Source organism: Hyphomicrobium sp. (assembly GCF_047600905.1).
Lineage (GTDB): Bacteria > Pseudomonadota > Alphaproteobacteria > Rhizobiales > Hyphomicrobiaceae > Hyphomicrobium_B.
This window is the reverse complement of record NZ_JASGKD010000001.1, coordinates 2,163,342-2,190,138: the sequence shown is the minus strand read 5'-3', so window position 1 is coordinate 2,190,138 and position 26,797 is coordinate 2,163,342. Positions and strand designations below refer to the sequence as shown.

Annotated in this window: 21 protein-coding genes and 1 pseudogene; 12 read left to right on the top strand and 10 right to left on the bottom strand. The window is 57.9% G+C overall.

Annotated elements, in window-relative coordinates:
- Nucleotides 1-112 precede the first annotated feature (112 nt).
- The 5 genes from QM780_RS10565 to QM780_RS10545 all read left to right on the top strand — a co-directional run bounded on the left by QM780_RS10565 (nucleotide 113) and on the right by QM780_RS10545 (nucleotide 4,958).
- Nucleotides 113-1,123 carry a M20 family metallopeptidase gene (locus tag QM780_RS10565; protein ID WP_415070438.1) on the top strand — a complete coding sequence of 337 codons (1,011 nt, stop codon included), beginning with the start codon at nucleotides 113-115 and terminating at the stop codon, nucleotides 1,121-1,123.
- A 186-nt stretch (nucleotides 1,124-1,309) separates the two neighbouring features.
- On the top strand, nucleotides 1,310-2,308 hold the full coding sequence (locus QM780_RS10560; protein WP_415070437.1) for an ABC transporter substrate-binding protein: 999 nt from the start codon (nucleotides 1,310-1,312) through the stop codon (nucleotides 2,306-2,308).
- A gap of 6 nt (nucleotides 2,309-2,314) precedes the next feature.
- On the top strand, nucleotides 2,315-3,316 hold the full coding sequence (locus QM780_RS10555; RefSeq protein ID WP_415070436.1) for an ABC transporter permease: 1,002 nt from the start codon (nucleotides 2,315-2,317) through the stop codon (nucleotides 3,314-3,316).
- Entirely contained in the window at nucleotides 3,313-4,206 is an 894-nt protein-coding gene (locus QM780_RS10550; protein WP_415072011.1) for an ABC transporter ATP-binding protein, read from the top strand. The genes QM780_RS10555 and QM780_RS10550 overlap by 4 nt, the downstream gene beginning before the upstream one ends.
- 47 nt (nucleotides 4,207-4,253) lie before the next feature.
- Nucleotides 4,254-4,958 carry an SDR family NAD(P)-dependent oxidoreductase gene (locus tag QM780_RS10545; protein WP_415070435.1) on the top strand — a complete coding sequence of 235 codons (705 nt, stop codon included), beginning with the start codon at nucleotides 4,254-4,256 and terminating at the stop codon, nucleotides 4,956-4,958.
- Nucleotides 4,959-5,000: 42 nt separating this feature from the next.
- Here QM780_RS10545 and QM780_RS10540 read toward each other — a convergent pair whose 3' ends face one another.
- Together QM780_RS10540 and QM780_RS10535 are read right to left on the bottom strand one after the other, a co-directional pair.
- Entirely contained in the window at nucleotides 5,001-5,600 is a 600-nt protein-coding gene (locus QM780_RS10540) for a cupin domain-containing protein (RefSeq protein WP_415070434.1), read from the bottom strand.
- 333 nt (nucleotides 5,601-5,933) lie between these two features.
- Nucleotides 5,934-6,812, bottom strand: coding sequence for a LysR family transcriptional regulator (locus QM780_RS10535; RefSeq protein WP_415070433.1), 879 nt, complete (start codon nucleotides 6,810-6,812; stop codon nucleotides 5,934-5,936).
- A gap of 201 nt (nucleotides 6,813-7,013) precedes the next feature.
- Here QM780_RS10535 and QM780_RS10530 point away from each other — a divergent pair, with 201 nt between their 5' ends.
- Both QM780_RS10530 and QM780_RS10525 read left to right on the top strand, forming a co-directional pair.
- Nucleotides 7,014-7,718: an SDR family NAD(P)-dependent oxidoreductase gene (locus QM780_RS10530; RefSeq protein WP_415070432.1), complete on the top strand. Its 705-nt coding sequence runs from the start codon at nucleotides 7,014-7,016 to the stop codon at nucleotides 7,716-7,718.
- A gap of 33 nt (nucleotides 7,719-7,751) precedes the next feature.
- On the top strand, nucleotides 7,752-9,032 hold the full coding sequence (locus QM780_RS10525; protein ID WP_415070431.1) for an aromatic ring-hydroxylating oxygenase subunit alpha: 1,281 nt from the start codon (nucleotides 7,752-7,754) through the stop codon (nucleotides 9,030-9,032).
- Nucleotides 9,033-9,733: 701 nt separating this feature from the next.
- Here QM780_RS10525 and QM780_RS10520 read toward each other — a convergent pair.
- The 8 genes and pseudogenes from QM780_RS10520 to QM780_RS10485 form a co-directional block, all read right to left on the bottom strand.
- Complete coding sequence (locus QM780_RS10520; RefSeq protein ID WP_415072010.1) at nucleotides 9,734-9,877, bottom strand: XdhC family protein; 144 nt, start codon at nucleotides 9,875-9,877, stop codon at nucleotides 9,734-9,736.
- 115 nt (nucleotides 9,878-9,992) lie between these two features.
- Complete coding sequence (locus QM780_RS10515; protein ID WP_415072009.1) at nucleotides 9,993-10,952, bottom strand: ATP-binding cassette domain-containing protein; 960 nt, start codon at nucleotides 10,950-10,952, stop codon at nucleotides 9,993-9,995.
- 194 nt (nucleotides 10,953-11,146) lie between these two features.
- Nucleotides 11,147-13,111, bottom strand: a complete 1,965-nt coding sequence (locus QM780_RS10510; RefSeq protein WP_415070430.1) for an ABC transporter permease subunit — start codon at nucleotides 13,109-13,111, stop codon at nucleotides 11,147-11,149.
- 20 nt (nucleotides 13,112-13,131) lie between these two features.
- Nucleotides 13,132-14,076, bottom strand: coding sequence for an ABC transporter substrate-binding protein (locus tag QM780_RS10505; protein ID WP_415070429.1), 945 nt, complete (start codon nucleotides 14,074-14,076; stop codon nucleotides 13,132-13,134).
- A gap of 109 nt (nucleotides 14,077-14,185) precedes the next feature.
- Entirely contained in the window at nucleotides 14,186-15,685 is a 1,500-nt protein-coding gene (locus tag QM780_RS10500) for an aldehyde dehydrogenase family protein (protein WP_415070428.1), read from the bottom strand.
- Between the two features lie 23 nt (nucleotides 15,686-15,708).
- Nucleotides 15,709-17,349 (bottom strand): GMC family oxidoreductase, encoded by a 1,641-nt coding sequence (locus QM780_RS10495; RefSeq protein ID WP_415070427.1) that lies wholly within the window; start codon nucleotides 17,347-17,349, stop codon nucleotides 15,709-15,711.
- A gap of 443 nt (nucleotides 17,350-17,792) precedes the next feature.
- Nucleotides 17,793-21,339, bottom strand: a pseudogene (locus QM780_RS10490) (molybdopterin cofactor-binding domain-containing protein).
- Nucleotides 21,323-21,889, bottom strand: a complete 567-nt coding sequence (locus QM780_RS10485; protein WP_415070426.1) for a (2Fe-2S)-binding protein — start codon at nucleotides 21,887-21,889, stop codon at nucleotides 21,323-21,325. The pseudogene QM780_RS10490 and the gene QM780_RS10485 overlap by 17 nt, the downstream one beginning before the upstream one ends.
- 312 nt (nucleotides 21,890-22,201) lie before the next feature.
- Here QM780_RS10485 and QM780_RS10480 point away from each other — a divergent pair, with 312 nt between their 5' ends.
- The 5 genes from QM780_RS10480 to QM780_RS10460 are packed head-to-tail and all read left to right on the top strand — an operon-like array spanning nucleotide 22,202 to nucleotide 26,663.
- Nucleotides 22,202-23,338 carry an FAD-dependent monooxygenase gene (locus QM780_RS10480; protein ID WP_415070425.1) on the top strand — a complete coding sequence of 379 codons (1,137 nt, stop codon included), beginning with the start codon at nucleotides 22,202-22,204 and terminating at the stop codon, nucleotides 23,336-23,338.
- Complete coding sequence (locus QM780_RS10475) at nucleotides 23,335-24,135, top strand: alpha/beta fold hydrolase (RefSeq protein ID WP_415072008.1); 801 nt, start codon at nucleotides 23,335-23,337, stop codon at nucleotides 24,133-24,135. The genes QM780_RS10480 and QM780_RS10475 overlap by 4 nt, the downstream gene beginning before the upstream one ends.
- 57 nt (nucleotides 24,136-24,192) lie before the next feature.
- Nucleotides 24,193-24,939 carry an Asp/Glu racemase gene (locus QM780_RS10470; protein ID WP_415070424.1) on the top strand — a complete coding sequence of 249 codons (747 nt, stop codon included), beginning with the start codon at nucleotides 24,193-24,195 and terminating at the stop codon, nucleotides 24,937-24,939.
- Nucleotides 24,940-24,950: 11 nt separating this feature from the next.
- On the top strand, nucleotides 24,951-25,589 hold the full coding sequence (locus tag QM780_RS10465; protein WP_415072007.1) for an N-carbamoylsarcosine amidohydrolase: 639 nt from the start codon (nucleotides 24,951-24,953) through the stop codon (nucleotides 25,587-25,589).
- A gap of 45 nt (nucleotides 25,590-25,634) precedes the next feature.
- The gene (locus QM780_RS10460) at nucleotides 25,635-26,663 is read left to right on the top strand and encodes a leucyl aminopeptidase (RefSeq protein ID WP_415070423.1); all 1,029 of its coding nucleotides are present in this window, start codon (nucleotides 25,635-25,637) and stop codon (nucleotides 26,661-26,663) included.
- Nucleotides 26,664-26,797: the final 134 nt, after the last annotated feature.

Here is a 26,797-nt window from a genome sequence, read left to right as displayed (position 1 = left end):
CAAAAAGATTTTGATTGATCGCGGCTTTAACGTCGAATGCCATGGATTTGGAGATCGCCGCGCCAATTTAATAGCAAGGCGCGGAAAACATCTCGGCGCAAATGGCGGTCGAATGCCAATTTGCTTTACGGGGCATTTGGATACGGTTCCGCTCGGGGGCGCACCTTGGAAATTCGATCCATTCGGCGGCAATATCGTCGGGGAGCGCCTTTTCGGCCGAGGCGCCAGCGATATGAAGTCTGGCGTCGCGGCGATGGTGGCTGCCGCGATCAACGCCAGCGATGCCGCGGATGAGGGTCCCGGAATTGTTCTGGTCCTCACATCGGGAGAAGAGACGGGATGTGAGGGCGCGTCGCATCTTTTGACTCAGGTCGACCTCGGGCCTATCGGCGCGATTGTCGTCGGTGAGCCGACCGGCAACGCGCCGCGGTCCGGGCACAAGGGCGCCCTATGGCTCGTTGCAACCAGTTTTGGCCAGACGGCCCACGGCTCGATGCCGGAGCTCGGGGTCAATGCAATTTTTCGCAGCATCAAGCTGGTCGCGAAGTTGCAGGACTTCGATTTCAACAGAAAGGCGCATGAAGGGCTTGGCAAGCCGACGCTCAACGTCGGCCGTATGAACAGCGGCTCGAATGTCAATTCGGTGCCGGATCATTCCGAAATTTGGATTGATGTCCGTACGATTCCAGGCATGCGCCATCACGACGTCCAGGCGCATTTCACGAGCTATCTCGCTCCCGAGCTCGACAAGCTCGAATTGGTCGTGGATCTCGAGAGTGTGTGGACCGACGCCGGCAATCCCTGGCTTCGGTCCGTGAGCAGCATGCTCAACGCCGACGATCTGGCAATCCCTTCCGGAGTTCCGTTTTTCACCGATGCGAGCGTCCTCGCGCCTGCGCTGGGGAATCCACCGGTTCTCATTCTTGGTCCAGGGGAGACCGCGCAAGCCCATCAGACCGACGAGTTCTGCTTCGTCGATAAGATTCCGCAGGCGGTGTCGATCTACGAGCGGATCATCGAAAACTGGCAGCGAGACAGTAACTCTTCAAGCGTGTCGCGGCATGGGCTCGAGCAAGTGGAACCCGAAGTTTCAGAGACGGCAAAATCAAGGTGGCGGCCATGAACGAGATCGCCGGCCTTCCCGCGAGAGAGAGAACACTCCTTCACCTGATGACATGGCTTTCACCGAGTTTGTCAGCCCGGTCGCTGGCGCCTTCAGGTGCTCATCCATTCAGCTCGGCGTTGGCTGAACAATTCAATCTTTCTGCAGCGCCTTTGTCAGTCGTTGAACAGTCAAGAGGAGATTACCATGAGCAAGTTAGGGGGTCTGCTTCGCGGCGCCGCGTTGGCGCTGCTGGCCTCATCTGCATTGGCCACGTCCCACATGTCGGCGGTCGCTGACGAGCCGCCGCTTCGCATCAGCTATGCCGATTGGCCGGGCTATGTCGCATGGCAGGTCGCTATCGAGAAGGGCTGGTTTAAAGAAGCTGGTGTCAATATCCAGTTCGAGTGGTTTGACTATTCCGCGGCCATGGACGCTTACACGGCCGGAAAGCTCGACGCCATCAATCTCACCAATGGCGATACGCTCGGCATGGGTGCCAACGGCGCCAAAGGCATCATGTTCATGGTGACGGATTATTCTGCCGGCAATGACATGATTGTCGGCAAGCCCGGCATCAAATCCGTCGCCGATTTGAAAGGCAAGAAGGTCGGCCTCGAAACGGGTCTCGTCGAACACCTTCTCATCTCGTACGGTCTCAAAAAGGCGGGCTTGAGCGACAAGGACGTCGAGATCGTCAATACCAAGACGAACGAGACGCCGCAGGTTCTGGGCTCTGCAGACATTTCCGCCATTGGCGCCTGGGAGCCGATTTCGGGAGCCGCAATGCACGGCGTCCCCGGAGCCCATCCGATCTACACATCTGCCGATGCTCCCGGCCTCATCTACGATGTCGTGACCGTCAAGCCTGAGAGCTGGGCGTCGCGCAAAGCTGATTGGGCTAAGGTTCTGAAGGTCTGGGACCGCGTCGTCGCCTACGTCAATGATCCGAAAACACAGCCCGATGCACTCAAGATCATGTCGGCGCGCGTCGCGGTGGCACCGGAGGCCTACAAGAAGTTTCTGAACGGCACGAAACTTCTGACGGTCGCGGAAGGCGCGAAGGTCTTCAACGAGGGCCCAGGCTTGGATTCGCTCTATGGCTCCTCGAGCAACGCGGACGAATTCAACGTCAAATACGGCGTCTACAAAGATAAGCAGGACATCAAGTCCTATATCGATCCCTCTATCGCACAGGCAAAATAACAACCAATGGCTGACGCTACTTTTCAGTCTTGGGTGCCTTCGTCGGCGAGGCGGCTGGCCGCAGCTTCTTGGTTTGCGGTCGGCTGCCCGCCGACACCTCGCGCGCGAACGATCTTGGGCGTGCTGTCGTTTGTGATCCCGGTCGTTCTCTGGTCTCTCATCTCCTATGTGCCGTTCATTTGGCATCCGCTTATCGAGATTTCGAACCCGGGGAGCGTTTCCTACTTCGAAGTCGGAATGAGAGCGCCGAAAGATGTCTTTGCCGATGAAGTTGCTGCGGCGGTGAAGGCCGGTCAGGCTCCTCCCGAAGGCCATCCGGCTAACCCTGTCTATCTGCCGGCGCCGGACGAGGTCGCCAAAGCGCTTTGGAATGCCATTTTTCCAGCCAACGGCGAAAGCCAATCATTGCTGGTTGCCTTCTGGCATTCGGTACAGATTATATTTTGGGCCTTTCTTATTTCGTCGGTTGTTGGCGTTCCGCTCGGAATCCTATGCGGCTCCTATGCCACGATCGGGCGGCTTACCGAACCCTTTGTGGAATTCTTTCGCTACCTGCCAGCGCCAGCCTTCGGTGCGTTAGCGGTTGCCATTCTCGGCATTTACGATGGGCCGAAAATCGCGATCGTCGTGATCGGAACGTTTTTTCAGCAAGTGCTGATCATCGCGGGTACGACGCGCCGCGTCGACTACGCCTTGCTCGAAGCGGCCCAGACACTCGGAGCCCGACGGCTGCGTCTTCTTCGCTCCGTTGTTGTGCCGGCCGTGCTGCCGGATCTCTATCTCGACTTGCGCATTCTTCTCGGGTGGGCGTGGACCTATCTCATCGTCGCCGAACTCGTCGGCACTTCGTCGGGCATCACCTTCTTCATCACTCAGCAGGCGCGCTACCAGCATTTCGATAATGTTTATGCGGCGATCTTGGTCTTAGGCGTCGTCGGCTTCGGTAGCGATTTGCTGCTCGCCAAGCTCGGCCGATGGCTGTTTCCGTGGCGAAGGACGAACGCATGAATCCGGCTCCGCTTCATCTGGTCGACAAGAATGTTTCGGCCCGGCTTGAGCGTCTAAAGGCGCGTGCGCCAATGCTCGAGGTGAAAGACCTCGTGAAGACGTTTCCCGCCGACGGTGGCGAGCGCGTTATCCTGAACCGCGTCAGCTTCGTTACGCATCGCCGTGAATTCCTGTGTGTGGTCGGACCCTCGGGCTGCGGTAAGTCCACACTCATCCGCACGATCGCAGGACTCGAGAAGGCCAACGGCGGCGAGATCAGGGTCGTCGGCGAGCCGGTGCATGGGCCCGGTCCCGACCGCGCCATGGTGTTTCAAGGATACACACTCTTTCCGTGGCTGACGGTCCTTGGGAACGTGATGTTTGGGCTCCGCATGGCCGACAAGGAGCGGGAAGGCGCCGAACGTGAAGCCACGCAATGGCTCGATCTCGTGGGTCTCAAAGCCTATGCGCAATCCTATCCACATCAGTTGTCTGGCGGCATGAAGCAGCGCGTGGCGATCGCCCGGGCATTGGCAATCCAACCGCGCGTTCTCCTGATGGACGAGCCGTTCTCGGCTCTGGACGCGCGCACACGCGCTAAGATGCAGGCCTATCTGATCGATATCTGGCGCAAAATCGACGTCACCATCGTCTTCATCACCCACGATCTTGACGAAGCCCTTCTCCTTGCGGACCGCGTTCTCGTACTCAAGGCCAACCCGGGCGAGGTTGTCGAGCTTCTTGATGTTCCAGCCCTCCCCGGCGGTCGTGACTTGAGCGCTCCGGCGCTACGGGCGGCGCACGACCGACTTGAAAGCTTCATTCACGCGCAGGAACAGAAGAACGCCGTCGAAGACGACCCGCTGCCGCCTGTTGTCCGGCTCGCCGATGTCACGGACAACGTCGATTGAGCGGCCTCGACTTTTGAAGTCGAAGGTCCCAAAGGCCATGCAACCCCATGCTCTTTCGTGAATATCTTCGAGTCGTCGTGACGGGAGCCGCCAGCGGCATCGGCTACGCAACGGCGGTGGAGTTGATGAACGCCGGAGCTCAGGTTATCGGCTTCGACAGGCAGAGCCTGGAGGCTCCCTTTCCAGTGCTCGCTGTTGACGTTCGAGACGAGAGCCAAGTGGTCACGGCGATGGCCGAGGCCGCTCATCGCGTCGGCGAGCTTGATGCCATTGTCAATTCTGCAGGCATCGGCCGCCCGGCGCGTCTCGAGGTGTTCGACGCTTCCGCCTTTGACGATATGGTTGCGGTGAACGTTCGGGGTCCTGCGCTTGTCGCGCGCGAAGCCCTGAAATCATTCGCCGAGACTGCACGCATCGTGAATATCGCTTCCGAACTTGCTTATCTTGGACGGGCCGGCGCCGCGGGCTATTGCGCGACGAAAGCGGCAGTGATTGCGCTAACTCGGTCATGGGCGCGCGAACTGGCGCCGAATATTCTTGTCAACGCCGTAGCGCCCGGTCCGATCGATACGCCGTTGCTCGAATTTTCTCGCCTGAGCCCAGAAAAACAAGCACTGGAACTGGCAAATCCTCTTGGTCGCATCGGTCGGCCAGAAGAGGTGGCCAAAGCGGTACATTTTCTGCTCAGCGACGGGGCATCGTTCATGACGGGGCAGTGCATCAGCGTCGATGGCGGCGCTGCGATGCATTGAAGGTTTGTTGAGATCACGGCAACAGACGTTGCCGGCAAGGCTCTAAAACGTCGGAGGGCTGTTGACCCAGAGAATGCGGGCCTGCTCGGTACCGTTGTTCTTGTAGCTATGAGGAAGGTTCGATTTGAAGAAGAACGAGTCACCTTCCGAAAGATTGTAGACCTTGTTGTCGACGGTCAACTCGAGTGTCCCCGCGAGGACGTATCCGACTTCTTCGCCTTGGTGGGTGATCGTTCCTTTGCTGCCGCCAGCGGGCTCCACGACGTGGATCGATCCATAGATGAACTCGCCGCCGTCCTCGGGCACGATGCATTCGAGGCGAACGGCACCGCCGGTTGCCGAATCCATGCGGATGATCGAACGCTCTCCCTTTCGCGTCACGATGTCGTCGGGCGCGGATCTTTGTGCAAATAGTCCGCCGATGGTCAGTCCCAGCTTTTCGACGATCTTGTGCAGCATCTGCAGAGATGGCCGAGCTTTTTCATTTTCGATTTTAGAAAGGAGGCTCTCGGAACATCCGACCTCTTCGGCCAGTTCTTTGAGGCTCATATTGTTAGCCCTGCGAGCCTGCCGCAGTCTCTTTCCGATCTGTAGCTCGACCGTCAATGGACGTTCCTCCGAGCGACTTGGATTTGTGGCCATGCGAGCGTAATTTCCTCTCCACGTGCTCCCGCGCAGCGGTTCAACCGCTGCCTTCGATGCTTTTTGTACTTTCGTGAGCCCCCGCGAGGCTCAACGCGCCGCAATGATATGGACATGGGCGACGTGATGAGCTCCAAATAGAATTCGACTCGGAGGCGGCGTATCGTGCTCGCCGCGAACCGGATTTTTTACCAACGGAAAATATATCCGACCAACGCGCTGTAATCAAACAACTTTCATTACATTCAAGTGCAAATACCCTATGCCGCGGCCCTAAATCCCTGGCACCGTCGCCTCTGTTGTAGCAATTGCCAAGCTTTCGTCTTTTGGACCTCAAACGGGAATTCCGCGAGCGGAAATCCGGCGCCGAATCTCGCGCAGGAACAATTGCGTGGGCACCGTCTGCTGAGCCTCGGGATGCGTTATGAGGTAAAGACAGTAGTTGGGTAGTATCTGGGATGGCAGAAGTGGCCAGAGGCGATGATGTTCGTCCCCGGCGACGAGGATCGTCGGCAAAAAGCCTATTCCGACACCGGCGCGGATCATGCGTTTTGCTTCATCGAGATTGTCAGCTTCGCCTGCGGGCCTCAATCCCAATCCAAAGCGCAATCGGAAATTCCGCACTTCCATCGGTTCATCCGAGCCTGTCAATATGAAGCGTTCTTCGGCGAGCACTTCAGGTCGGGTTACGCGCGAGCCGTAGAGAGGACTGGAACTCGCGCAGTAAAGTTGCTGGTATTCGCGCACAAGTGGCTCGTAGAGAAATTCAGCCCGGGGCGCCGCGTCGAAGGAGATGCAAACCTCGGCGCGGCTTTTTGCGAGCGCATCGATGACGATCGGACATGGCGCGACGTCGATCTTCAATCGAATCCCGGGATGCCGGCGGCGCATGGTGTCGAGCGTCGCGTCGAGCTCCGCTGAAACCACTCCGGAGACGGTACGGATGACGAGCAGACCCTGCACGTCGCCAGAGCTTCTGGCGAATTCGTTGGGAAGCGACTGCACAGCGTCAAAGACGCGATCGCAGAGCCCAGACAGGACGTGACCGGCTGCGGTCAGCTCGATGCCACGGGCTGTCCTAAGGCATAATTTCTCGCCGACGTGCTCTTCAAGGCGGCGCAGCGCGAGACTGACGGTCGGCTGCTGCAGATGCAGTCTCTTGGCTGCTGCGCCAATGCCTTGAGATCGGCATATCTCTCTGAATATCTTCAATAAATTTAGATCTATCCGCCTAAACAGCGAAGCTCCGATCTGGGCGCTCTGTTTTCGCACCGCCGACGCCTCTCCCGAGAGAAAAACTGTCCTGACAGTACATAAATTCTATTTATGGGTGGGATTGTAAAGCAATGAGTTCCGGCACCGATCCGAAGCCAGCAAACTGACGTCGCGGAAAACACAGGCGCGACTGGCGAGATGGGGTTACAGGGCAAAAGGGCAATCATCACCGGATCGTCGAGCGGCATAGGCCGCGCAACTGCGTCGGCATTCCTCGCGGCGGGTGCGCAAGTAGTGGGCTTCGACATAAGGTCGATCGAAGAGAGTGACTGCGAAACATTGGCAGTCGATGTCTCCGACAAGGCTGCCGTTGATGAAGCAGTCAAAGCTGCGGTGATGCGGCTCGGCGGTATCGATATCGTCGTAAACTCAGCCGGCATTGAAATTCAATCGACACTCGCGGGCCTCGACTGGGCGGCGTTCGATCGGATGTATGCGGTGAACGTCCGCGGCACGGCGCAAGTGGTGCAGGCGGCGCTTCCGTATCTCAGCGATGGTGCCCGTATTGTGAATCTTGCTTCCGAGCTTGCTTACCTCGGGCGAGAAGGTTCGTCAGCATACTGCGCTACAAAAGGTGCGGTGTTGTCGATGACGCGGGCATGGGCGCGGGAACTCGCGCCGCGCATTCTCGTCAATGCCGTCGCTCCAGGCCCGATCGATACACCGCTTCTCGCCTTCGATGCGATGAAGCCGGCGGAGCAAGCGCTCGAACTCAATAATCCGCTTCGTCGCATCGGGCGTCCCGAAGAGGTCGCCGAGGCAATTCTGTTCGTCGCCGGATCTGGATCAAACTTCATGACCGGCCAGTGTATCGCCGTCGATGGCGGTGCAGCGATGCGATAGGCGAATACCACTTCCAGGAAAGGATCAAATCGCATGACAATGTCGAATGTCGTCGAGCTGACGCCAGGAGAGCGGGTGGCTCAAAAGATCGAAGCGATCTCCGCAAAAATTCGGGATGCCGCATCGCGGCCGCTGTCGCAGGCCGTCACGTTTCCTCCCGAGGCCTATACGGATGAGGATTATTTCGCTTACGAAGCCAAGTGCGTGCTCGAGACTGATTGGCTCTGCGTGGCTCATGTCTCTGAATTGAAGGCACCTGGTAGCTTTCTTGCGATCGATCTATTGGGCGAGCCGTTGGTGGTGACGCGTGACGCAGACAACAACATTCATGTGCTTTCGCGTGTCTGCCCGCATCGGTCGATGGACATCATTCCCGAGGGTTTTCAATTTCCGCGAAGCGGCACGGCGAAGCGCCTGACGTGCCCTTATCATCTTTGGGCTTTCGATCTCGATGGGCATCTCAAAGGATGCCCGCACATGCAACGCGTGGAGGGCTTCAATAAAGACGATTGGCAGCTTAGGAGCTTCAGGACCGAAGTCTGGAAGGGCTTCGTCTTCGTGAACTTCGACGGCAAGGCTTCGCCGCTTGCCGAGCAGTACAAAGACCTCGCAAGGATGCTCGAGCCGTGGAAGACCGAGGACATGGAAGTCGAGATCACCCTCGACTGGGACTGCGACTTCAATTGGAAAGTGATGATCGAGAACTGGATGGAATCTTACCATCACATCGGCGCGCACGCTGAAACTCTCAATCGCACGATGCCGGGACAAAATACTTGGACCGAGCCCGAGCATCCACATTTCATCCGTGCACATCTTCCTTTCAAGGATCGCATCCGGGAAGAAATGGAGGAAGCACTCGGTAAAGGTGAGGAGCTGCCCGGATTTACGGCTGTCCCTGGTCTCAGCATCGACAATCAGGTCGAATGGGGTCTTTACGTTGGTTTTCCCTGCTTCATGACTCTCACGACGCACGATCGCGTCCTTTGGTATCGGTTACTCCCTGTTTCGGCAGAAAAGTGTAAATTGCAGACGATGACTCTCGTCACCAAAGAAGCGATGAGCGCCCCCAATTACGCTGAGACGCTCACCGAAGAGACCAAGATGTTGAGCGACTTCCATAAGGAAGACATGCTCGTGAATATCGGCGTGCAGCGTGGACTGCGTTCGCGTGCAGTGGTGCAGGGCCGCTTGAGCCATCTCGAAGAGCCTGTGTGGCTCATCCAGCGCTACGTTGGGGCGCGTTTGAGGGGAATTTATCCCGATCGCGCCAATCGTGCCCCCTATAGCGGACCACTCGCGGCGGCAGAGTAGTGAAGTATAGCAAGTACGGGTCAGAACGTGGGCGGTCTGACGCGCGTCGCGCTGTGCGTCGATCGGACGAACTACTCGTACTGCAACGGGGTCGCGCCATTCCGACGAGCCTGAAGTATCAAAGGTGACGAGTTTAGCCGTAGACCTTCTCCGGACTCAGATGTCTGCAATTGGATGAAGCGGACTTTGCGGGGATGTCTCGACAGGCCGGTCGACGTCAGTCTGTTTCGCAATTGCTAAGGCATTGCGGCGATAATCGCTGCAGAGGCTTGAGCGATCGCGCACATTTAAGTTTGTGTACGGACAAAGCCAATGAATCAGGCGAGGCGCCAGAGGAACGATCTCCGGCGCCTTGTCAGAAATTTCATATTACCAGCGGCAAATCCGGCGGCCATTTCGCCACCAGCAATGGCGCGGACCACGCCACGGCCGCCCGACCCAGCGGCAGTGCCTACGGCCGTTCCGCCACCAACAACGATAGCGTGTTTGTTCCACGACACTTGTCTGAAAGGACTTGAGCGTCCCAACGCTGGTGGCAAGCGATGCCGCGTTTGCGTGGGAAACTGGAGCGCTTGCGAGCGCGAACATCGTGCAGCATAACGCTATTGCAAGAAGTACATTCCGCTTCATAGACTGATACCTCCCTGATCGTTTTTCTCACTCCACCCGCGTTTGGCAACTAGCGGCGGGCGTGCTCGATACTAGCCTCTCGCCGTCTCTCCACAAGTCTTAGATGTTCGGCCCGCCGAATGACCTTCGGAAGAGACCGCTACGACCGAACCGATCGGGCGCGGCGAGCTGCCGACGACATTCACCAGGGTAACGAGCGCGAATTTGAACTCCATTCGATGCCAAGCCAGAACGCTCGGTAGCACGTCCTCCGCAGCGGCGAGATGGCGAATTGGCGGAGCTAGATTGTGGGGTTCGACCTTGTTCAAGGGATCGACTCGTTGCCGGACCTCATGAGCTTCCCACTTCGATGCCAGGTTTGGCAATTGGACGCTTGCCGTTGAGAGACGCCAGGACCTTGATGATCTCCGTCATACTGACTGTGCCGATTGGCTTGTTTGCTTCATCAACGACAACGCCATCGCGGCCCGCCTCAAGTACAACACCCGCGGCCCTTGCTGCCAGCATGGCTCCGGGGATCTTCGGGCCTCCGGCGGCAGGCGAGCGGAGCGGCGACATGATAGACCGAACGGTGATGACGCTGCCTCGATTTACGTTGCCCGTGAAGTTCGCCACGTACTCGTTGCTCGGATTGAGAACGATCTCCTCGGGCGTTCCGATCTGCATGACCTGCCCATCGCGCATGATGGCAACACGATTGGCAAGGCGGATCGCTTCGTCGAAGTCGTGAGTAATAAAGACCACAGTTTTTTTCATGAGCTTTTGAAGCCGCAGAACCTCGTCCTGAAGTTCGTGACGGATCAGGGGATCAAGGGCGGAGAACGGTTCATCAAGAAGCCACAACTCGGGATCGACGGCCAGACTGCGCGCAATGCCGACGCGCTGCTGCTGGCCGCCGGACAGCTCGGCAGGACGAGCTCTTTCCTTGCCGTTGAGGCCGACGAGCTGGACGAGTTCTCGAGTGCGTTTGGCCGTGTACGCCTGCGCTGCACCCTGGATCTCGAGAGGGAAGGCGACATTTTCCAAGACCGTTTTATGCGGGAGTAGGGCATAGTTCTGGAACACCATACCCATCTGGTGCCGGCGCAGTTCGCTCAATCGGTCCTCGGATGCCGTCACGAGGTTCTCGCCCCGAAACGCGACACTGCCATAGGTGGGCGGCGCCAACTGGCATATCGCGCGGAGCAGCGTAGATTTTCCCGATCCGGAAAGTCCCATAATGACGAACGTCTCGCCAACCTCGATGTCGAAGCTGACATCGCGAACAGCTGGGAAGAGGCCCGCCTCCATCATAGCCTCGGCCGACGGCGGCGTTGGATATTTGCGAACGAAGCCCGGAAGATTCGAGCCGAAAATTTTCCAGACATTGCGAATGCTGAGCGCTGGGACACGCTTGATTTTTGCCGCTGCTCGCGCCTTCGCCCTCTTAGATTTTTTCATTGCTCCATTCGTGGCGAGATGCTCCCGCTCCATAATACCCATTGTCAAATGTCCTTTGAGCCCAGCCGGCTCCTCGCAAATCCACCAACCAGGCGGTCAGCCACCACGCCGATCGCGGCGATTGCGAAACCCGCAGTCAGCGCTTGGCCGGGATTGGCATGCGAGATAGCCAGTATCGTTTCATGTCCGAGATCCGTTGTGCCGATGAGGGCGGTCACCACCACGGTCGCCAGTGCCATCAGCATCGACTGGCTGACGCCCAGAAGAAATTGCGGTGTCGCAGCCGGCAACTCGATGGACCAAAGGAGCTGCCAAGGACTGCAACCGATCTGGCGCCCGACCTCGCGTAACTCGACGGGAACATTGCGAATGGCCGCTTCCGTGTAGCGGATGATCGGACAGATCGCGAAGCAGACGATCGCGAATATGGAGGGGACGTCGCCAGAGCCGAACAGCATGACCGCCGGGATCAGGTAGATGAAGGCGGGCATGGTTTGCATGGTGTCGACGGCGGGCAAAATAACTCTCGCCACGCGCTCGGAGCGTCCCGCGAGGATAGCCAGCGGTGCGCCTATGAGAATAGACAGCAGAACGCCAGTCGCGCAGAGGTAGAATGTCTGAACCGCGCGGTCCCATAGTCCGCTGACCGCGAGGAAGATCGTCAGGGAGCCAAGAAAGATTGCTTGTCGCCAGCCACCCGTGCGCCACGCGGCCGCAATAACAAGGAGAGTGACGAAGCTCCAAGGCAGAGCAAGCAGGGCTCCGCGGATCGGAAGCAGGATATTAAGCAACAGGAATGTCTTGAGCGCATCGAGCGGGCCATAAATAGCTCCAATGACGGCGTCTACGACGTTGTCAACATGGCGTGCTGTCGAGATGGTCCAGCTTTCGGGGAAGTGTGCCAACGGTGGGTAGAAGAACGAAATCAATGTCGGCCCAAGAACGCACGCGGCCATGACGATCCAGAACGAACGTCGAGGCATTCGATCTTGCCGATGGGTATGGGTGCTTATGGCCTGGAGGTAGCGGTCGATGAGGATGGCGATGAGTGTAATGCCGGCTCCTGCCACGAGTCCCGCGCCGAGCGCGAGACGTTGGAGCGCAAGAAGCACATCATTGCCGATGCCGGCCGCTCCAATCAAAGCGGCGAGGATGACCGTCGAGAACGACAGCATGACAACCTGATTCACGCCAAGTTGAAGTCTCGGCCATGCGGTTGGGACAAGCACGTTCCAGAGAAATTGCGATCGGCTGCAACCGAGCGACCTGCCAAGTTCTCCGACGCGCACTTCAGCTTCCGCCAATCCGAGCGCCGTGCTGCGAACCATCGGAGGCGCTCCGAAGATGACGATTGCGATGACGGCCGGAGCGCCGCCGAGCCCGAAGAATATGATTAGGGGCACAAGATAGGAAAAAATTGGGATCGTCTGAGCCTGATCGAGCAGAAACAGGATAGTCGGGCGCCGTGATGGACGCCGATAGAGATAAAGACCACCGAGAAATCCGATGGTGATGCCAAGCGGGACAGCGACGATCATCTGGCTCAGCGTTACCATGATGCTGTCCCAGAGGCCGAACAGAAGCAGGAACCCACACGTCGTTGCCGCTAGAGCGGCAAGCCCCAGCCCGCGCGCGTGATGACAGGCGACAGTTGTTGCAAGAGATACGCCGAGCCAAGACAGCGGCGGAAGGATCTCAGCGGCGTGATCGCCATATCCGCTGCTTATGCCGGTTTGCAAAATTGATTGCAGCAACAAAATCGGCGCATTGAGGACGGGAACCGTGCAGCGAAATATGGTTTGAACGGAGATGCCAAAAAGAATTGGCGTCGTTAGCAAATCGAAGAACGAATTTATCACTCGGTCGAAAGGGAAGTTCCAAGCGTCGGGCCAGATCGCGAGAGATGGAAAAAGCCAGGATGCCGGTATGGCAGCGAACGCTCCGGCGGTGATGATGCCGGATACGTAAGAAAGATACGCGCGCAAATTTGCGCGCGTATCCGTGGCCATTCCGTCCCCCGAAAGAATGGTCACTGCGTCCACTTCGACCACCGGTCCTTATTCGCCGCGATCCAACCATCGACGACGAAGTCAAGAGGCTTGCCCTCGTTGGCGATCTCGCCCGTGAGCTGGCCATATTCGTCGTTGGTCATCGTGAACGCCTTCATCAATGCGTATGCTTTCGGCCATTTCTTCTCGGCATCGGCCGAAGCGAACTTGATGATTTCGGCTGATTTCTTTTCGCAGCCGAAGCCGTTCTTCGGGCAGTCTTCGTTGTAAGGCGGCAGATTGACAAACTCGCCCTTGAATGCGAGCGGAGCCCAGTGAGGCGTGTAAAGCCAAGCAAGAATCGGCTGCTTGCGCTGGTAGGCTGCTTTCACCTGTGCGAGCAGAGCCGCTTCCGAACCTGCGCGGACGATTTGATAATTTAGACCGAGCGTCTTGATGCGCGTATCGTCGTCGCCACCCCAATCCTCCGGGTTCAGCAGCAAGCGCCCCTTACCTCCGGTTTCGGCCGTCGCGAAGAGCTTCGCACAGGCGTTGAGCGCCTTCCAATCCGGCAGGCCCGGGCATTTCTCTTTGACGTAGTCGGGGTACCAATATCGATCCCAGCCGACGAGACCCGTCGGTCCGATCTCGACGGTTTTTCCAGTCTTGAGCGACGCCGCGGCCATTTCAGCCTCGGAGGACATCCAAATTTCGGTAACAAATGTTACGTCGCCCGTTTGAAGACCTGTAAAAACAGCGGTCGCATCGACGGGGACGATCTTGACGTTGTAGCCCATCTTCTCGAGCAGCTTCTTTGCGATGTTGCTCGTGACCGTGCTACCCGTCCAATCCTGCTGACCAAAAACGATCGGGTCCGTGGATTCAGGATCTGCACAGGCTATTTTACTTCCAGCGAAGCAGGCCGCGACCATTGCGATGACCGCCATGCTCCCGCGCGCGCGGTGAACGACATCTAAGAACGACATTTTCCGTGTGTCTCCTGTTGAGTTTGAGAAGATCTCAGGCGTGCCCCATCGTCCCCGCCCAGGTCGTGTTCCCAGGCGGGTCGTTTTCGTTTCGAACTGTGCGTGCGCTTTAGAGCACCGCGCAGACAGACTTCACTTCAGTGAATGTACGAATGGCCTCGGAGCCTTCTTCGCGACCCCAACCCGATTGTTTGAAGCCTCCAAACGGAAGTGCGGGATCGTAGAAATTGTGCGCATTGATCCAGACGCTGCCGGCCTTGATGCGCTTCGCCATTTTATGAGCGACCGAGATGTCCCGCGTCCAAATGCTAGCTGCGAGGCCGAAGATCGAATTGTTGGCCTTCGCGGCGATTGCATCGAGTTCCTCATCGTCGAACGATTGAGCGCAAAGAACCGGTCCGAAGATCTCTTCGCGCACGACGGACATGCTGTCGGTCGTGTTGGCGAGAATGGTGGGCTGCATAAAGAAGCCGACACTACCGACACGCTCACCTCCGGTGACGACTTCGGCGCCGTCCTGCTTGCCTTGATCGAGGAAGCCCATCACCTTTTGGAGCTGAGCGGAGGAAATCAGCGGCCCCATCGTCGTATCGGCCTCGAGCCCGTGGCCGATTTTCAGCTTTTTGCTTTCTTCGGCGATGCCTTCGAGCACACGGTCATGAATCGACTTGTGAACATAGAGGCGGGTGCCGGCGGTGCAGACTTGACCTTGATGAAAGAAGATCGCACTCGCCAAACCCGGTATAGCCTTATCGAGATCCGCATCCGGAAAGACGACCATGGGCGACTTGCCGCCGAGTTCCAGCGTTACACGCTTAAGATTCCCCGTTGCCGCTTGCGCGATTTTTCTACCCGTCGTCACGGAGCCGGTGAAGGCAACCTTGTCGACGCCTTCGTGCTCGACAAGAGCGGAGCCGGCAGGCGAACCGTATCCCGTCACGACATTGATGACCCCAGGCGGGAAGCCGACTTCTTCAGCGATCTCGGCGAACCGCAATGTGCTCAGAGGCGTCAACTCCGACGGCTTCACGACACATGTGCAGCCAACGGCAAGTAGGGGCGCGAGTTTGTACGCGGTCAGCACCAGTGGAAAGTTCCACGGCGTTATGGCGGCGACGACGCCAACGGGCTCCCGCTGAGTGAAGGCGTGATATTCACCAGGTGCCGAAAGCGACACGGTCTCGCCCGAGGCCTTTCCTGCCCAACCCGCCATATAGTGATAGATATTGGCGGTCAGCCCCACGTCGACATACTTCGCGTACGCAAGCGGTTTGCCGCAGTCGATAGCCTCGATTTCCGCGAGTTCATCGCCGAGCTCTTCAAGCCTGCGCGCGAGTTTGCTGATGAGTTTGCCGCGTTCGAGGCTCGGCATCTTTGCCCACGGGCCCGCTTCGAAAGCCTTACGCGCTGCGGCTACTGCTTTGTCGACATCAGCAGCGACAGCGGCAGCAACGCTACTGATGACGCTTCCCGTTCCCGGATCGACAATATCGATCATCTCGCCGGAGACGCCGTCTTCCCACGCACCGTCGATATAAAGCTTATGTTTGCGCGCAAAGAATTTTTGCGTCGTGGGCGTCGTGGCCGGTATCGTGACATTGATGTTCATGGCGGCGTTCCTTTGAATGCGCCTCAGGCTGCGGCGGCAGATGTGGAGTTGGAGAAATTGTACGCGGCGGCAATGATCTCTCCCGCGCGCTCGCCGATGATGACCGTCGGCGCCATGGTATTTCCGGTCGAGATCGCGGGCATGATCGACGCATCCGCAATTCGCAGGCCTTCGAGGCCGTAGACTTTGAGATTGCCGTCGACGACCGACATGGCATCGCGTCCCATCTTTGCCGTGCAGCTTTCGTGGAAGTAGGTGCCCGCAGCGTTACGGATGAAATTCTCCATGTCGGCGCCCTTAAGATCGCCGGGCATGCATTCGCGCTTGCGGTACGGCGCGCAGAATTCCGAATTGCCGATATCGCGGCACATCTCGACGCAGCGAACCATCGCCTTCATATCGGTGTCTGTGCTCAGGAAGTTCGCGAAGATCAGTGGGGCGTCGAATGGATTGGAACTCGCAAGCTTCACCTCGCCGCGGCTGTCGGGGCGTGCCAAGCCAGGGGCGAGCGTCCACGCCGATGCCGGCCCAACAGGGAGGTGAAATTCTTTCGCTGTAACTTCGCTTCCGAACGGTGTCTCTTCCAGAACCGGCATTAGGTCAGGGGTCTTCAGACCCGGGTGCGACTTTGCGTAGAAGACGAATTCGGCGGCGTTATTCCGTGGGGGCTCGGGGACGATGTATTCCCAGCAGCAACCCGCCAGGAGAATATGATCTTGGAAATTCTTGCCGACGCCCGGCAGGTGCTGACGGACGGCGATATTGTGTCGTTTCAGTTCGGCTTCGTCGCCAATGCCGGAGAGCATCAGGATTTTCGGCGTGTTGATCGCGCCGAGAGATAGAATGACTTCCTTATCCGCTGAAACGGTGAAGCTCTGTCCACGGCGAACGAAGTTGACGCCAGTGACGCGCTTTCCTGAAAACGCCAAACCAGTAATTTCCGCGCACAACAGGATGTGGAGGTTAGGGCGATCCATGTATGGATGCAGATACGTTGCCGACATCGATACGCGTTGATTGCCGTTCTGCACGAGAACGTTCGGCAGGCTGCAACCGCCGTCGCCCTCCATCGCTGCACCGTTGATATCCTCGACGAACGGGATGCCGATCGCTTCGGCCCCTTTGATGAGGTCAGCGATCAACGGAATAGGATCTTCGGGGCGTAAAATGTTGAGGAGGCCATCCGTTCCGCGACGCTTCGGGTCTGCCGGGCCATTCCATTTTTCGATCCGGCGATAAATGGCGAGAATGGATTCATAATTCCAAGCTTGATCGCCCGCCTCCTCTGCCCAGAACTCGAAGTCGTTCTTGTGGCCGCGTGCCCAAACGGAGCCGTTGATGGACGAGCCACCGCCCAACAATTTGCCCATGGGAAGTAGTGGCGTGCGTCCATTGACAGTCGGCGAGGACTGCGCTTTGAACCCCCAATCGCGCTCGGTGCCGATGTTCCACATCCATTGAGTGGAATCGATCACAGACGGCACCCGATCGCTGCCGCCCGCTTCGATCAAGAGAACGTTGACGTTCGGATTCTCAGCGAGACGTCGTGCAACGACACATCCAGCCGATCCACCTCCGCAGACGATGAAGTCGTAAGAAGACCTGATCGTCTCCGTCATGATCTCACGGTCGGGAGATAGATCGGAAAGGGGCGAGGATGTCATGACAAAAGCTCCCGTTTAGTCAGATGTGGGATTTCGGCTCAGCGCGGCTCGAAAGCGCCGCGATGTGCATTTGGGATGGGCTTGGGCGTGCTGGAGGGAAAATTTTTCATCGTCAGCCGCATTCGGAAACATCCGGCGAGACATGCGATGCGCAACCTGGTTTGCGATCCAACAAGCTTTCCATCTCTCTGTTTGCTAGATGGCTGATTTAAAGAGTGTACGCTATTTATTTAGTTCTATATCCGACGCCAAAACTTCGTGCAATATAGATATCTGCATAAATAAAATGCATCAGTGCACCTAAATATTGCAATTTCTTGAGATCTTACGAATCCGTTAGATGCGACCATGAGCACGCCGCAGCGAATAGAAAAAGCGTAGACGCTAAACTGAGGACCCGTCGTGCTGCAGCGCCGGAGATGCTTGCCGCGATGCGCTTGGCTCTAGTGCGTCGTTACAGCTCTCGCGGTGCGGACAGCGTGGTTCAAATCGCTCCATGCGGCTTGCGAAGGCGCAAAACGCGCACGCAAATAAGCCAATAGATCAGCAAGTTGCTCGTCATCGAGCACTGTTTTGAAGGATGGCATGGACATGATTTCCGTGCCCTCTCGTCCAACCTTTTGCGCAAGAACCTCGGGCGCGTCGATGCCATGCAATATCGCCTGCAGGACATTGTCCGGTTTGTCGCTGTGTAGATTGCTGTTGAGGTACAAAGGGGAGAGCATCTCTTCCTGCGTGTGGCAGGATGCGCAGGCGCCCTTGAATAGACGCTCCCCGCGCGGGACAATGAGCGTGGCATGGGTTGCGGCCGCAGAGCTGGAATCTGATGCCGCTGCGATCTGCTCTGAGATCTCGAAATCGTCGGCTGGCTTTTGCATGTTCGCGAGATAACGCGCCATTGCGTGGATATCTTGGTCGGGGAGCGGCGCAAGAGATGCGACGACGTGCGCCATCGGACCGGCGGCGCTGCCGTGATGGCGAGCGTGACCGGTGCGCAAATAGTCGTAGAAAGCGGCTTGCGTCCAGCGAACAGGGGAGCGCGATTCAGCGTTGAGGGCCGGGGCTTCCCAACCGTCGGCAAAGCCACCTGATAAATGCGCTTTTCCGCTCGCTTCGGCCCCAAGCATATTTCTTGGCGAATGGCAGGCCGAGCAATGTCCGAGCGTTTCGACGAGATACGCCCCGCGATTCCATTCCGCCGATTGCGCGGCGTCGTAGGGAAATGGCTTCGGATTAAGAAATAGCGCGTTCCACCCGGCCATCATCATGCGCACGTTGAATGGGAAGCGGAGCTTTGTTTCGGGAGCGCGGTTCTGCACCGGCGCTCGCGTCATCAAGTAGGCGTAGAGGGCCTGCAGGTCCGCTTCGCTGCTGCTCGCGAATGATGTGTAGGGATGGGCCGGATAGAGATGATGGCCGTCACGACTGACGCCGTCGCGCATTGCCCGCTCGAATGCCGGATAAGACCAGCTTCCGATGCCGTTTTTCTCATCCGGCGTGATGTTGGTCGCGTAGATCGCGCCGAAAGGTGTATCGAGCCTTCGGCCGCCGGCAAATAATTCGCCATTCGGCCCGACGTGACATACGTTGCACGCGCCCGCCGAGGCAGCGAGGCGACCTCGTTCGATGGTTGCGGCGCTATATGTCGTCAAATCGGGGCGAGGAATAGGATCAATCGCCGGACGCCACGGCGAGCCGACTGCGAGCAGACCGGCGGTCGCCGAAAGAAAACTCGATAGTCCAAGTCCCCAACCCAGCCATTTGCGGATCTTTTTGGGTTGCGGTTCCGGCTTAAGTTTTGCCCCACCAAGCGCCGCTAGAACGCGCTCCGGCGTGAGAGGCAGTTCGCGAAACCGAATGCCTGTCGCGTCGAATACGGCATTACAGATGGCCGCTGCGCTTGGAACGGATGCCGAATTCACCGACGCCGAGCGGCGGTTCATCTGGCCGCGGGATCATCAGCACATCGATGTCCGGCACTTCAGGAAATGTGATGAGCGGATACCCGCCCCATTCCTTGCTTTTTACCGCCGTCGAGGAAAATTCGACCTGCTCTTTCAAGACGCGGCTCGTTGATTGTATGATGTTGCCATGAATTTGGTGACGAACGCCCGCGGGATTGATCATCATCCCGGAATCCTGCCCACATGTCACACGGGTTACCGCGATCTCTCCGGTCTTGCGGTTGACGGCGACATCCGCGACCCAAGCCGCCCATGCTGCAGCGGTACCTGGAAATTTGCCGTGGACATAAACGGCGTAAGCAAAGCCGCGGCCGTAAAGAAGATCGCCTTCTCCACCCAGCATCTGCGGCTTGGAATGTGGAGCCCACTTTACCCGTTCCGCGACGGCACGAACAAGGTCGATTGCGCGAGGATCGGTGAGATAGCGCAACCGATATTCGATCGGATCGACACCAGCAGATGTGGCGAGTTCGTCAATGAAGGATTCGTGCGCAAACGAATTCGGAAGTGCTGAAACGCCGCGAAACCACGATGCTCTAGCAATTGGCGGCATGTCGTGAACGGTGACGCGCAGGTTGCTGTAAGCGTATGGCGGGATCGCGGTGCGATCACCCATTTGCAACGTATCGGCGACTGCCGCGACTTTACCTGTCAGCAGCAGCGGCAGCGTCGGTGACAGGTTCGATGGATAGCGCGTTTCGAAGTCGTAGGCCGCCGGACCGCCATCGATATCAAGGCCACCTCTGACGTCGATGACCTGAGCGGCACCTTTCGGCTCCCATGCGTGTTCTTGCTCGCGTGTTAGCTGCACCCGAACAGGCTTCCCGACCGCACGCGATAGGAGCGCCGCATCGGCGGTCACGTCGTCGGCGCAATTGCGACCATAACAACCGGCGGCCTCAAGGCGTTCGACCGTGATGCGCTCTTCGGGCATGTCGAGCAGGATGCTCAGATCCCGTCGCATCGGAAATGGGTTTTGCGTCCCAGACCAGACCATCAATGCATCATCGCGACAATCGGCGACGGCGCAGGAAGGGCCAATGGAACCGTGCATCTGATAGGGCCAGACGTAGGTCCGATTTATCGGTTCCGGCGCGCCTTCCAGGGCCTGATCTACATTGCCTCGATCCGCCAACTTGCGCGGCTTCCCGGGATTTTCGCGGAGTGCGTTCTCGGGAAAATTCAAATCCGGCTGGCTGGGCGGCGCGTGCCATACGGTCGTTAGCTGGGCGGCAGCCAGCGCCGCGTTCTCTTCCCGTGTCGCGACGATGCCGACGAAATCATCGATGACGACAACCGAGACGATCCCCGAAATGTGAGCGATCGAATTTTCATCGACTGAAATCAAGCTCCGCCCGACATGCTCTCCGTGGTCGAAGCCAGCATAAGGCGGGCGCACGACGCGGCCGTGAAGCATTCCGGGGACGCGGACGTCGTGGACATATGTCCATTTCCCGGTTGCCTTTTCTGGAATGTCGACCCGTGCTTGTGACGCGCCGACGATGCGATACTGCGAGACGGGTTTAAGCGGCGCATTGGTATCGATTTTCAATTGAATGGAAGGTCCGGCGATGAGTTCACCGAACGTCACGCTCTCGTTGCGTCCTGTCGTCCTGATGACGCCGTCTTCCGCAACAAGCTCACCCGGTTCGACGCCAAGATGCCGCGCGGCGGCCTGCAAAAGATATTGTTTAGCGGTTGCCGCCGCTCGCCGGAGCGGATTGGCTGAAACCTGGATCGTTTCGCTGGCGATCGTCGCGCCCTGGTCCGGAGTAACAGACGTGGTGCCGAGCACCATGGTGACGTGCTCAAACCGAACGTCGAGTTCTTCCGCGATGATCTGCGCCAGTGATGTTCTGATCCCCGTGCCTAGATCTACGTGACCGTTGAACCCGGTAACCTGGCCCGTTGCATCGACGGCGATGAAAAGTTCGAGTGGTCCGTCCGGCTGCGTAGCGGCAACCACGGTCAACATGTCGGCTCGATCGAGGTAGGCGGCCGACGTGCTTTCAATGTTGGCTGGCATTGCCACTCTCATTTTTGTCTTTATCGGTGGTTGGGCTGATGCCCTGCTGTTCGCTCGGCGATCTCGGCAACTGTTTGCCCAGGGACGCGGCGCGCCGAACTGCTGCAAGAATTTCGACGTGCGTGCCGCAGCGGCATAGGTTGTGTCTCAGAGCCGTGCGGATGTCCTGATCGCTCGGATCATCGTTTCTCGCCAAAAGGGCAACAGCCGCAATTATCATCCCGTTGAGGCAATACCCGCACTGCGCGGCTGACTGTTCGATAAAAGCCTGCTGCACCGGGTGAAGTGCATCAATCTCGCCGAGGCCTTCCAACGTAACGATTTGTCGCGCGCCAACCGATCCGAGTGCGATCGTGCAAGATCGTACGGCTCGCCCGCCGATCAAGACACTGCACGCGCCGCACTCACCGAGCCCGCAACCGTACTTGGGGCCGTTGAGCCCGAGGTCGTTCCTTAGGATGTAGAGCAGCGGTGTTTGAGGGTCCGCGCTGACGGAGACCTGCTTGTTATTAACGTGAAGCTCGACTGTGCCAGCTTTGGTCGTGCACAAATTCGTGCGTCTCCGTTGCGCTCAGAGAGCCATGCTTCGATGCGCAAGGTCTCTCAATCTCCTTAATGCCTCGGATAGCATCTAATATCCAAGCGGCGCAATAACAAGTGCATACGCTCTAGACGCCATCAATCTTATTATGTGGCGCATCCGGAAACGCGTCAATTAAAGCCATATTTGCTGAGTTTATGTGCACGAATGCTAATAGTTGATCACATAAAGCACTTGTCAGTAATAGCGTGTACACTTAAAAGACGTGATTGAGGCGTCCAGGCGGCGCTTGCAAATCCTCTTACTCTGCAATGAATTGATATGCCAAAGCACAACAAGACGATTGCGATTATCGGGGCCGGACTCGGCGGCGCCGCAGCCGCTGCGCTGCTTCAGCACGCCGGCTTTGAGGTGCAGATCTACGAGCAGGCCCCCGGTTTTTCCCGCCTCGGCGCGGGCATTCACATGGGGCCTAACGTCCTCAAGATTTTTCAGCGCATCGGCATCGATCAAAAACTTGCCGAGATCAGCAGCAAACCGAAATTCTGGTTCAGTCGCGATGGAATCAGCGGTGAATACCTGTCGCGCATTCCGCTTGAGGGTTACGGTGCGACCTACTGCACCGTTCATCGCGGTGATCTTCATCAGTTGCAGATTGCAGCGCTTCAGTCAGGTACGCTGCATTTCGATAAACGTCTGAAGCAGATCGATGACGGCGGCAGTGATGTTCATCTCGAATTCGAAGATGGCACCTCCGCCCGTGCGGATATCGTCGTTGGCGCCGATGGAATTAACTCGCGTGTTCGCGAAATTCTGCTTGGCGTCGAAAAGCCGAATTACAGCGGATGGGTTGGCCACCGGGCTGTCATCCCCGCGGACAAGCTGAAAAAATACAGCCTTGATTTCGAGGAATGCGTGAAGTGGTGGGGGCCGGACCGTCATATGATGGTTTACTTCACGACTGGCGATCGCAGCGAATACTACTACGTGACCGGCGTGCCGCACGATGCATGGAACTTCCAGGATGCGTTTGTTCAAAGCAGCCGGGAAGAAATGGCGAATGCCTTCAAGGGCTATCATCCCGTTATCGAAGCGCTCATCGACGCGACGGACGAAGTTACGAAGTGGCCGCTCTTTAATCGCAATCCGCTGCCGCTCTGGAGCAACGGACGGCTGGTTTTGCTCGGCGACGCGTGCCACCCGATGAAGCCGCACATGGCGCAGGGTGCCGCCATGGCGATCGAAGACGGAGCGATGCTTGCCCGTTGTCTCGGCGAGACGGGCATTGAAAGCCATTCGACCGCGTTCAAGCTTTATGAAGCCAATCGTAGAGACCGCGCGACGCGTGTCCAGACCGTATCGAACGCCAACACGTTCCTGTTGACGCAGGAAGACCCAGCCTGGGTCTATGGCTACGATCTTTATGCGGAGCCCTTGAAAAGTGAGGCAGCTGTCTGATGGCCGGCCCGCTCTATGGCGCGAACGTTTTCGCCAACGGCATTCGTCAGCATTACTTGCGTTACGGCGGCAACGGGCGCGCGGTCATCCTCATTCCCGGCATCACGAGCCCGGCGATCACATGGGGGTTCGTTGCCGAGCGCTTGGCCAAAGTTCATGACGTCTACGTCATAGATGCGCGTGGTCGCGGGCTGTCGTCGACTGGACCGGATCTCGACTACAGTCTCGATGCGATGGCAGCGGATGTCGTCGACCTCGCCAAGGTTTTGAAGTTAGAGCAGCCCGCACTGCTCGGTCATTCCATGGGTGCCCGCGTTGCGATGTGCGCGATTGCTGCAGATGGACTGGCTTTTTCACGTGCCGTTTTGGTCGATCCGCCGGTGTCGGGTCCAGGTAGACGGCCTTATCCGAGCAAGCTTGAGTGGTACGTCGATTCCATTCGTCTCGCCGTGAAGGGCATGGATGCCGAGGCCATGCGCACTTTCTGCCCGACGTGGACGGATGCGCAGCGTGCGCTCAGGGCCGAGTGGCTTCATACGTGCTTCGAGCCCGCGATCGTCACGGCGTTCGAAGACTTCCATAAGGACGATATCTTTCCGAGCGTGCCGAGCCTCACGCTGCCCGCAATGCTGATGGTTGCAGGCCGCGGCGGGGTGATCGCCCAGCAGGACATCGACGAGCTCAAGGCGCTCAAACCGGATCTCGAAATTGTCCGCGTCGAGAACGCCGGGCACATGATCCCATGGGATGACTTCGATGGCTTCTTTGACGCGCTCGGAGATTTCCTCGTTCGATAACGCCACAGCCGAAGAACGAGAAAACGCTTAAAAAATCGAAACAAAGGAACTCAAGCCTTGAATTACCGCATCGGTCAGATCGTACCGAGTTCGAACACGACGATGGAGACGGAGATTCCGGCGATGCTCCTGGCGCGGCAGGGCATTCGCCCTGAACGCTTCACCTTCCATTCCAGCCGTATGCGCATGCGTACGGTAAAGAAGGAAGAACTAACGGCCATGGATTCGGAATCGGATCGTTGTGCCATCGAGCTTTCAGACGCCCGTGTCGATGTTCTGGGCTACGCCTGCCTCGTCGCGATCATGGCGCAGGGCTCAGGATATCATCGCGTTTCCGAGCAGAGGCTGCGCGGCCGTACCTCTGAAAACGGTTCTGACGTTCCTGTCGTGACAAGTGCGGGCGCGCTCATCGCAGGCTTGAAGGCGATGCGGGCAAGGCGCCTCGCGATCGTCGCGCCATACATGAAATCCCTCACCGAACTTGTCGTAGATTATATTCGCGACGAGGGCTTCGATGTCCAGGATTGGCGCGCTCTGGAAATTCCCGACAATCTCGAAGTCGGTCGCCACAACCCCGATAAATTGCCCGATATCGTGCGTACGCTCGACCTCAGCGGCGTGGATGCCGTCGTGCTGTCGGCGTGTGTGCAGATGCCGTCTCTTCCAGCCATCGCCAAGGTGGAAGCGATTACCGGTAAGCCAGTCATTACCGCGGCCGTTGCTACAACCTATTGCATGCTGAAGGCGCTCAAGATCGAGCCGGTCGTACCGGGCGCCGGCGCGCTGCTATCTGGAGCTTACTGATGGGTGAGGCTCTGCAATCGGCAGCAGCAAACTATCAAGGCGTCTGGGGCGCGCGTATTGGATTCGGTGTTCGTCCTGCGCTGCTCGTCGTCGATTTTCTCAAGGCTTATACGCGGACAGAGTCGCCGCTTTTTGCGCCGGGCGTGGTCGAAGCGGTTGCTAATACGCCGGAGCTTCTCGCCGCCGCGCGTCAGGCCCGAATTCCTATCGTCCACACGCGCATTCTGTATACCGCGCCGGACTGCGCCGACGGCGGCATTTGGGTGAAAAAAGCCCCGGTGATGAAGGCGATGGTTGAAGGCAATGTCCTGGCGGAGTTCTGCAAGGGTGTTGAGCCCAAAAATGACGAGCCAGTCATCGTCAAGCAATATGCGAGTTCCTTCTTCGGCACGAGCCTCGCATCGCTTCTTCATACTCAAAAGGTCGACACCGTCGTCATCGCAGGCTGCTCGACTAGCGGCTGTGTTCGCGCCACGGCCGTCGACGCAGTTCAATACGGTTTCCGCACGATTGTCGTTCGCGATTGTGTTGGGGATCGTCATCCCGAACCGCACGCTGCCAACCTTTTCGATATCGATAGCAAGTACGGCGACGTCGTTAGCAAGGCTGACGCGATCGCCGCGATCAAATCCGCACAAATAACTCGCTAACACCGATCACAAACGGATAGCAGAGCGCTGAAGGGAGATAAGACCATGGACGTGAATGTCTTGACGGAAATGTGCCTGGTGCAGCTGTCGCTCAGCGGCGTGCATGAAGGCGAAAAAGTCATCGTATTGTCCCAAGGCGATGAGCGCCTGGATTACGCCGATGCGTTTCTGGCTGCGGGCCGCAGGCTCGGTTGCCAAATGTATCATATGCGTCTCCCCGCGTCGATGCCTGAGACCGGCGCTTGGGCTGTCGGCAAGACCGGGCTTGCGGCCATTCCCGACGCGGTAGAGGCATTGAAGCAGGCCGACATGGTCGTCGATCTGATTTTCCTGTTGTTCAGCGATGAGCAGATGGCGATTCAGGCTTCGGGCACGCGCGTGTTGACGGCTGTCGAACCCGCACCGTTGCTCGCGCGGCTAATGCCGACGAAGCAGCTGCGCGAGCGTGTCGAAGTCGGAGCCGAACTCCTGGCCAAAGCCAAGACGATGCGGATTACGAGCAAGCACGGCACCGACGTCGTCTATAAGCTTGGCGTCTATCCGACGATGAGCGAATATGGCTACACCGATCAGCCGGGCCGGTGGGATCATTGGCCGGCAGCTTTCGTCTTTACAGGTGGCGCAGACGATGGCGTAGATGGTACGATCGTGCTGGCTCCGGGTGACGTACTTCTCCCTTTCAATACGTACGTCCGCGAACCTGTGACTTATACGATTGAAAAAGGCTTCATCCGCGATATTCGCGGCGGCCTCGATGCGGAGTTGATCAAATCCTACATGGCGACATTTAACGATCCGCGTGGCTTTGGCATGTCGCACGTCGGCTGGGGCCTGGATCACAGAGCCAACTGGCATGGGTTAACGCAGTTCCCCGGGGGCATGGGTATGGAACTTCGATCGTTCTACGGCAATGTCATGTTCTCGACCGGCCCGAACAACGAGCTGGGAGGCCCAAACAATACTGCGTGCCATCTCGACATTCCAATGCGGAACTGCAGCCTCTTCCTGGACGATGAGCCAATGGTCCTCGATGGTCAGATCGCCGTCAAAGAGATGCAGCATGTCTTCGGCTAAGCCGTGAACGGCGCACAACGCCCTGTCGTGACGAACACTCTGCTGTCCTCCTTTCAGCCACTTCTTAGCATCACTTCAGTTGCGACGCTCTGCAAAGAACGGTAACGCAAAGGAGAAAATGAGCTGGAGGCGGA